Raw genomic sequence first — 2450 nt, forward strand, 5'->3', positions numbered from 1 at the left:
CGAGAAGTGCCCGGATCGGCACAAGCGGTGCCGGCGGGTGCCGGGGGGCGCCCCCCGGACCGCCGCCAGTGGCTCTCACCATGTGTAGCGGGGGCGCGTGCGCCGACCGGCGACGTTGAAGGTCGGGTACATGCAACCCTGGTCGTCGGTATCCGTGCCCCAGGTGCAAGGCACCCCCCGTCCGCTCCGGCTGCACGACACCGCCACCGGCGAGGTCCGGCCCGTCGCGCCCGGCCCGCTGGCGCGGATGTACGTCTGCGGCATCACCCCTTACGACGCAACGCACCTCGGGCACGCCGCCACCTACCTGGCGTTCGACCTGGTGCACCGGATCTGGCTGGACAACGGCCACGACGTGCACTACGTGCAGAACGTCACCGACATCGACGACCCGCTGCTGGAGCGCGCGGAGCGGGACAACGACGACTGGATGGTCCTCGGGATGCGCGAGACCGCGCTGTTCCGCGAGGACATGGAGGCGCTGCGGGTGCTGCCGCCGCAGGACTTCATCGGCGCCGTGGAGGCCATGCCGGAGATCATCGAGGCGGTCGGCAAGCTGCTGGCGTCCGGCGCGGCGTACCGGGCCGATGACCCCGAGTACCCGGACATCTACTACCGGCACGACGCCACCGGCCGCTTCGGCTACGAATCGAACTACAGCGCCGCGGACATGGACCGCTTCTTCGCCGAGCGCGGCGGTGACCCGGAGCGGCCGGGCAAGGAGCACCCGCTGGACGCGCTGCTGTGGCGGGCCGCGCGGCCGGGCGAGCCGTCCTGGGACTCCGAACTCGGGCCGGGCAGGCCGGGCTGGCACCTGGAGTGCTCGGTGATCGCGCTGAACCGGCTGCGGATGGGCTTCGACGTCCAGGGCGGCGGTTCCGACCTGGCGTTCCCGCACCACGAGTACAGCGCCGCGCACGCCGAGGCGCTGACCGGGCAGCACCCGTTCGCCCGGCACTACTGCCACGCCGGAATGGTCGGCCTGGACGGCGAGAAGATGTCCAAGTCCAAGGGCAATCTGGTGTTCGTGTCCCGGCTGCGCGGTGACCGGGTGGACCCGATGGCGGTGCGGCTGGCGCTGCTGGACGGGCACTACCGCGCGGACCGCTCGTGGACGGCGGACGCGTTGACCGCGGGCTCCGCCCGGCTCGCGCGGTGGGGCTCGGCGGTTGCGCTGCCGGCCGGGCCGTCCGCGGACGAGGCGATCGCGGGTCTGCGGGACCGGCTCTCCGACGACCTGGACACCGAGCGGGCGCTGCTGGCGGTGGACGCCTGGGTGGACGCGGCGCTGTCCGGCGGTGGTTCTGACGAGTCGGCGCCGGGTGCGGTGCGGGATGCGGTGGACGCGTTGCTCGGGGTCCGGTTGTAGTTTCGCGCGCCCGATTGCGGGCGAAATTGTTTTCGCGGAAGGTGTCGCGGCAATCGTTCGGTCGATCGCCGCGGCACCTTTTCCTTTTCCGCGCGGTTCGTGCGCCGAAGGTTGCCTCCGCAATCGGCGGAGGTCGGACCGGTGCGACCTGGCCGAAAATCCCGCCGGGCGCATTTCGGCATCGCGGCGCAGGTCGGGCCGAGCACTTGGCGTGATTGATGCCATGCCGCCAGTGGAGTAGTCGCGGCGATCCGGTTACGCGCAATTGGACGAGTTGATTCCTGCTGAGCGGGCTTCATTGCAGGTCGAGAGTGTTCGCGATGCGGCGGGCGTCATTCGGATGGCGGAATAATCTGAAAATTCTCGATCTGTGGCGGAGGCGCGAAAGTCCGATTTGGTGACCCTGCGCGTACGTTGCGCTTTTCCTCGCTCGCCGAAAACCGACTGAACCGCCGGTAGCCGCGTGACTTTCCGAATTCGCTCTGGTTGGATCCCGGTCCATGACTCGGCACGAACCACGAATTGGCGATCGCATCGCGGGTCGTGAGGTGCAATGGTGACGCGGGTCCGCGACGTGCTGGAACGCTCCCGGAAATCGCTGCTCGACGGCACCGCCCGGCAACGCATCGAAGGCTCCACCCGGCACCTGCTGGAACGGTCCCGCGCGACGGTGGCCCAGTTCGTCGGCCAGCCCGCGACCCGCGAGACCGGCCCGCAGGAGATCCTCGCCGGGGTGTGCTCCAGCGTGGCGCTGCGCGACCTCAACCTCGTCGACTCGCTGCTGGAGCAGCTGGAGAAGATGGAGGCCGAGGAGGACGACCCGGACGCGCTGGCGCGGCTCTACCGGCTGGACCACCTCGCCACCCGGCTGCGGCGCAACGGCGAGAACCTGCGCGTGCTGGCCGGGCGCGACGCCGGCGGCGGCAGCTCCGAACCGGCCTCGCTGGTCGACGTGATCCGCGCGGGCGTTTCCGCGGTGGAGCACTACGCCCGCGTCGAGCTGGGCACGGTCGCCTCGCTCGGTGTCGTCGGCTTCGCCGCCGACGACGTCAGCAGGCTGCTGGCCGAACTGCTGGACAAC

The 2450-nt window shown here is 70.6% G+C and carries 1 protein-coding gene and 1 pseudogene; both read left to right on the plus strand.

Features of this window, described 5'->3' with window-relative positions:
* The first annotated feature begins 130 nt into the window (after nucleotides 1–130).
* Nucleotides 131–1369, plus strand: a complete 1239-nt coding sequence (gene mshC, locus IJH84_RS09870; protein WP_295143050.1) for a cysteine--1-D-myo-inosityl 2-amino-2-deoxy-alpha-D-glucopyranoside ligase — start codon at nucleotides 131–133, stop codon at nucleotides 1367–1369.
* A 553-nt stretch (nucleotides 1370–1922) separates the two neighbouring features.
* Nucleotides 1923–2450 (plus strand): annotated as a pseudogene (locus IJH84_RS09875) (ATP-binding protein); the annotation flags it as partial.

The organism is Saccharopolyspora sp. (genome assembly GCF_017434145.1).
Lineage (GTDB): Bacteria > Actinomycetota > Actinomycetes > Mycobacteriales > Pseudonocardiaceae > Saccharopolyspora_C > Saccharopolyspora_C galaxeae.

Coding starts and splice junctions, on each gene's coding strand:
- mshC (WP_295143050.1), top strand. CDS start 131: ATGCAACCCTGGTCGTCGGTATCCGTGCCCCAGGTGCAAGGCACCCCC.